This window comes from Bartonella sp. PS7NMGDW, assembly GCF_042193585.1.
GTDB lineage: Bacteria > Pseudomonadota > Alphaproteobacteria > Rhizobiales > Rhizobiaceae > Bartonella > Bartonella grahamii.
The window spans coordinates 1-5055 of the sequence record NZ_JBHILX010000033.1; the positions used below are offsets into that span (position 1 = coordinate 1).

The 5055-nt window shown below is 36.5% G+C and carries 9 protein-coding genes; 5 read left to right on the forward strand and 4 right to left on the reverse strand.

Features of this window, described 5'->3' with window-relative positions:
* Positions 1-800 (reverse strand): hypothetical protein (locus tag ACFIKJ_RS08485; protein ID WP_375670483.1); only part of this gene is annotated, 800 nt, incomplete at its 3' end.
* Positions 790-1269 (reverse strand): crossover junction endodeoxyribonuclease RuvC, encoded by a 480-nt coding sequence (locus tag ACFIKJ_RS08490; protein WP_375627506.1) that lies wholly within the window; start codon positions 1267-1269, stop codon positions 790-792. The genes ACFIKJ_RS08485 and ACFIKJ_RS08490, both read right to left, overlap by 11 nt.
* A 129-nt stretch (positions 1270-1398) precedes the next feature.
* Between ACFIKJ_RS08490 and ACFIKJ_RS08495 the strand changes: the two genes are divergently transcribed.
* Complete coding sequence (locus tag ACFIKJ_RS08495) at positions 1399-2175, forward strand: hypothetical protein (protein WP_375652038.1); 777 nt, start codon at positions 1399-1401, stop codon at positions 2173-2175.
* A gap of 24 nt (positions 2176-2199) precedes the next feature.
* Here ACFIKJ_RS08495 and ACFIKJ_RS08500 read toward each other — a convergent pair whose 3' ends face one another.
* Complete coding sequence (locus ACFIKJ_RS08500) at positions 2200-2622, reverse strand: hypothetical protein (RefSeq protein ID WP_375624052.1); 423 nt, start codon at positions 2620-2622, stop codon at positions 2200-2202.
* Between the two features lie 16 nt (positions 2623-2638).
* Entirely contained in the window at positions 2639-3013 is a 375-nt protein-coding gene (locus tag ACFIKJ_RS08505) for a hypothetical protein (RefSeq protein ID WP_375627509.1), read from the reverse strand.
* Between the two features lie 83 nt (positions 3014-3096).
* Here ACFIKJ_RS08505 and ACFIKJ_RS08510 point away from each other — a divergent pair, with 83 nt between their 5' ends.
* From ACFIKJ_RS08510 to ACFIKJ_RS08525, 4 genes are all read left to right on the forward strand, one after another.
* Complete coding sequence (locus ACFIKJ_RS08510; protein ID WP_375627036.1) at positions 3097-3714, forward strand: S24 family peptidase; 618 nt, start codon at positions 3097-3099, stop codon at positions 3712-3714.
* 245 nt (positions 3715-3959) lie between these two features.
* Positions 3960-4334 (forward strand): hypothetical protein, encoded by a 375-nt coding sequence (locus ACFIKJ_RS08515; RefSeq protein WP_375653149.1) that lies wholly within the window; start codon positions 3960-3962, stop codon positions 4332-4334.
* Between the two features lie 66 nt (positions 4335-4400).
* Complete coding sequence (locus tag ACFIKJ_RS08520; RefSeq protein WP_375649761.1) at positions 4401-4757, forward strand: antA/AntB antirepressor family protein; 357 nt, start codon at positions 4401-4403, stop codon at positions 4755-4757.
* Between the two features lie 14 nt (positions 4758-4771).
* A partial coding sequence (locus tag ACFIKJ_RS08525; protein WP_375670484.1) for a Rha family transcriptional regulator occupies positions 4772-5055 on the forward strand: 284 nt, incomplete at its 3' end.

Sequence of the window (5055 nt, forward strand, 5' to 3'; positions counted from 1 at the left end):
AAATCCGCAGGCAATCGACAACCGCGATTAGCTTGCGCTCGTTTTGCTTTTTTGGGAACGTTCTCTTGCTCGTGAATTGGAGGTTGGTTGTCTGATGATGTTGTGATTTGCTCTGATGTGGTCTCAACAGCAGCAACCTCTGTTGGCTCGTCAACCAAATCGATTGTTTCTAAATCTTCAGAACCAATTTCTTTTTTTGCTAAAACGATAGTTTTAGTTTTTTTATTATAACTGTTAATGTTAGTGTTATTGTTTATGTTATATATATAGGCATCATTAAGCATGTCGTAAGCATCATGCTTAGCATCCTTAAGCATACTGTTAGCATCATGCTTAATAACTTTAGCATCGTTAAGCATGGCTTTAGCATTGTTTTTATCAGTATTTTCAATGGCTTTAGCATCATCACAAGCATCATTTGTATGTTTATCCCATCTTGCCTGCGCTGCTTTCTTTGCTCTCTCTGATAACTTCTTTGACCGAGATGTCTTCGATACCTTATCTAAGCTTTCATTAGAGTTATTGAGTTCTTCTTCAACTTTTAAACTCCATAAACACCCATCGTCTAAACGTTCGATATGACCCGTGCTTATTAAAACTTCTAACGCTTTCATAAACATTTTTACTGAACAACCAGTGTAATTAGCCCAGACCTTTGTGTTATTTAAAAGCGGCTCTCCAGTATAAAGCATTTGCAAACGCAATTTTATATAAACATTGCATTCAATGGGAGATAAACAAGCAAGATCAAGAATCCACCTATCTGCAAACAGCCTCGTCCACGGTAATTTACTGGACATATATACCCCCTTCTTTCATTAAATATAAAATTGCTAAAGCATCTGCTTCGTTGTCGTCTTTAGGCGTATGTCCTTTTGCACACACCGCCTTAATCATTTTTACTTTTGATGCGTTTCCTTTTCCTGTTGTTGCTTTCTTAATTGTGCCAACAGGAATGCCTTCATACGGTATCTGATGATGTTCACACCACGTCGTTAAGGTTGATAACAAGTCACCGTAAATATGCACTGCATCAGTACTATTATGACGCCTCACTTCTTCAAAATACACCGCGTCAATGCTGTCTACTGTCTGTTTTATTTCTGATAGACATCTCTTAAAGCGTAAATAATGCATTCCACCGACTTCAAAATATCGGGGGTGGAAATTCATGACACCACTGATGATGTGACCATCCGCACCGCATATCGCCCAGCCTGTCTTGGTCCCTAGATCAAGACATAAAATGGTTTGTGCGTTAGTGATCATAATCCCCCCTTAAGGTTGCTGTGTGTTTATGCGTGCGTTATGACAGAGCGCGTTGTGATTGCCTGTCTTGCAAAAATGTTTGTGAAAAAGTAACCTCCCAATGATTCTAAAAAAGTGGGGAGGGGAAAGATGCAAGAATGGATAAAGATATTTCTTACAGGTTTTGTGTCATTTGCTGTGTCGCTTTCAGTAGCGCTTATTTTAAGAAATAAAGACCGTAAAGAAGCAGCCAAAATCCGGAAAGATGATTTAGAAAAAGTTGCAAAAAAACGAGAAGAAGATAGAGAATGGGTAAGCAAGCAATTTGCAGAAAGCCAAGAACAGACGATAGCCCTTAAAGAGCAAGCGATATCGACAAAAGATATTGCCAAATGGTCAGAAGAACATATTAAATTTTTGTTAGATAACAAAAGAGTAGAGGATTTAGGAACGCCACCTTCCATATATACAACTGGCCCACATTTTCCAACAAAAGGCAAGTGGACGCTTCTTTGTTTAAAAATAAAAAACAATGCACAAACTGTCATCCACGTTTTAAATATAAAGCTAAAAGATGGTTCTCGCTTTATTCTTGGATATGGCATTAGATACAAACCGGAAACAAGATTGTGGCAAATGCAAGCATCATATGTTAATCCTGATGCCAGACCAACGTTACACACAATATCATCCGGATACTGTGAGAAAGCAAAGGATTTTCGAACGGGACAAGAAATTGATGTTAATATTTCTATAGCTCCCTTAGAAGATAAGTACACAGGAATCCTTATTTTTGTAGCAGCGCGTGAAGAAGATATAAAAGCCCAAGTTACTTTAATCATTACTCATACATCCCCATTGAAACCAGAAACAACAATGACTGTAACGACACAAACCGACCTCATAGACTTTAAAAAATTGGATTAATTTACTTAGGAAAACGTTTTTATGCTATGATTTATTAATTTGATTTCTTTTTTTGATAACTTCATCCCTTAAGAGATCAAGCCTTAAGAGATCAAGCTTATCTTTGACTAAGATCATAAACAAGATCAGCTCATTTAAGCGATAAAAAGATAACAACTCTTGAGAAAAATAATTATCAAACCAAGTTGTAAAAGCTTGCGTAAACGCAGATGAAAACCATTGATTAAAATCATCGTACGGCAATAATGGAAAATAATTTCTATCATCACGCGCAAAGATACTATACAGCATATAGACAAAATAACCTGTTGATGAGGGATCTATTCTTGTTTCAAAAGATGCATCTTGAGTCGAACGGACACCATAATATATGGTTGCCTCTCCAATATTATTAACAAGATCAATCAACTGGACTTTGCTTATAGTGATCTGTGGGACATCTATCATCTCTGATCTTTCTTCTTTAAGAGTGTGAATGCTGCTGTTGATGTTTGTTATTTTCTGTATGAGCAGCACTATGAGAAGATATTACTGTTTGTGATGCATTTGCTGTACTAATTTTCTTCACCAGATGAAGCGTATCTTTTCTTCGTTTTGTCATTGGACGAATAACTCTATGGGATTTACTCCCATAATTATGTAGGAACCAATCTAGTGTAACCCAAGATAGACCCTTAGCTTTAGACAACTGAATAATTATATTCCAGTATTTTGGAGAAATACTATTGCGATCACGCATTTTACGCGCAGCCTCATAGCTACAACCAATTTCTTTTGCAAATTGGCGTATAGATCCCCAAGATTCAATCAAACTTTTGACATAAAAATCATTAACCATGACACAAATAGTACATTACGTACAACTTTTAATCAAGATAAAATCGTACACAATGAATTAAAAAAATAGTGGATAATGTACAAATGACTTATTTGCCAAAAGATAGACTTAAAATAGCGCGTAAGAATGCTGGATATGCAACACCAAGCGAAGCTGCGCGCGCTGTACCAGCTCTTAATCAAAATACCCTAATTAGTCACGAAAATGGAAATCGTGGTATTTCGCGCCAAATAGCCGAGCTCTATGGACAAGTATTTAATGTAGATCCGGGGTGGATTTTGTATGGCGAGTCTCCTCAAGAAAGTCCTAACCTCAATATAAGTATTCCTCTCGTTTCATGGATTAGCGCTGGAGAACTAAGCGAGCAAGATGGGATAATGGATTTTTCAGATTATCCTATGACAGAGGCTGTTAATCTTCCTGCCGGTGAATGGATTGCTTTACGTGTAGATGGCGCATCTATGAATAAAATTAGCCCTCCAGATTCTATAATATTTGTAAATATGCGAGACAAAAAACTTGTGCCTAATGCCTGCTATGTAATTGCAGATGAATCTGGACAAGCGACATATAAACGATACAGACCTAATGATGATCCTCCTTTTCAGCCCGCTTCATACGACAAAACAATAAAGGCTCCAAAACTTGAAGGCGCTATCTCTATAATAGGTCGTGTACGGCGCACTATTCTTGATATGTAAACACAATACGATTCTCTGTTCACGTTATCGATTAGATTGCTATCAACAGATTGAAGCAAGTTTGCTTGATTTTTATCAGTAAACAGCAAAATTTTGATTCTCTAAATTGTGCCGTGATTCGTCTTTTTTTTATTTTTTAAAAAAAATAGTACATTATGTACTTGACTATCTTTAGTGCATAATGTACTAATATATCCATAAACCACGCACAAACAATTGCCAAGAGGCGTTAGGGAGGAGAAATTATGGAAAATCCAATTCTTATAAATTCTGATGAAATTTTATTAGTTGCCTACGATAAAGATCAACACATTGCAGAGTCTGGACCACTTGATGCAAGCCAAATTCTAAGCATTGTTGATGAGGTAGATGATGCAATCCAAATCTTTCGCATCAATCCTTCTGAGAATAATTGTGAAGATATCTCTGAAGAAATTGCAGAAGCATATGTAAAAGAAAATATCGAACGTCTCGATGAAGATAGTGAGGTTCATTACTTTATATGCGAAAGTGATGTTTACAATAGACTTTTAGACGAGATCGCAGACGAAAAATATAATGATGAGATTTACGGTACTTACGAACAACAACACCGTTTGCGTGCTTGTGATGTGCTTTAAAAATTCTAAAGGGCGCTTTTAAAAGCGCCTCCCCTTTTCCCATCAATAATTGATTAGAGTAAACTTATGAACACACATGATAATGATAGTGAAGGATATCTCATACCTGAAAACGAGGTAGACAACAAAATTGGTTATGCCAAAATGGTCAAAGCCCATGTGATGCATAGGCACTTACATTTGAAACAAGATTTTTCCACTTGGTTTAACGATTGTGTTGAAAAGTTTGATCTAAAAGAAGGCGTGGATTTTGTTTTTACAAAACAAGAATGGAACAGACAGAAGATTTGTCCAAAATCTGAAATAGAAACAGATAAAACCGATAATCATTACTTCAAAATTCACGCAGCAAGGAAAATCGCTAAAGCAGAACGCCATAGAAACTTAGGCAGAATATTATACCAAAACTTATGTTTTTCTTAATTAAGGGGGTGATGATGCGAAACTTTATTACAATACCTGAAAACAATTTTCAAAACACAACTGTTCCAACCATGTCTAGTCGTGAAATTGCAGAGTTATGCGGTAAGCAACATGCGCATATTATGCGTGATATTCGACAAATGTTAGGAGAATTATATCCTGAAGGGGGTCAATCCAAATTTGGATCCACCTATTTAGATAAACAGGGTAAGCCCCAAAACTGTTACAACCTTCCTAAACGTGAATGCCTCATTTTAGTTTCTGGTTACAGCATGACATTACGCGCTAGGATTATAGA

Coding starts and splice junctions, on each gene's coding strand:
- ACFIKJ_RS08515 (WP_375653149.1), top strand. CDS start 3,960: ATGGAAAATCCAATTCTTATAAATTCTGATGAAATTTTATTAGTTGCC.
- ACFIKJ_RS08520 (WP_375649761.1), top strand. CDS start 4,401: ATGAACACACATGATAATGATAGTGAAGGATATCTCATACCTGAAAAC.
- ACFIKJ_RS08505 (WP_375627509.1), bottom strand. CDS start 3,013: ATGGTTAATGATTTTTATGTCAAAAGTTTGATTGAATCTTGGGGATCT.
- ACFIKJ_RS08495 (WP_375652038.1), top strand. CDS start 1,399: ATGCAAGAATGGATAAAGATATTTCTTACAGGTTTTGTGTCATTTGCT.
- ACFIKJ_RS08490 (WP_375627506.1), bottom strand. CDS start 1,269: ATGATCACTAACGCACAAACCATTTTATGTCTTGATCTAGGGACCAAG.
- ACFIKJ_RS08500 (WP_375624052.1), bottom strand. CDS start 2,622: ATGATAGATGTCCCACAGATCACTATAAGCAAAGTCCAGTTGATTGAT.
- ACFIKJ_RS08510 (WP_375627036.1), top strand. CDS start 3,097: ATGACTTATTTGCCAAAAGATAGACTTAAAATAGCGCGTAAGAATGCT.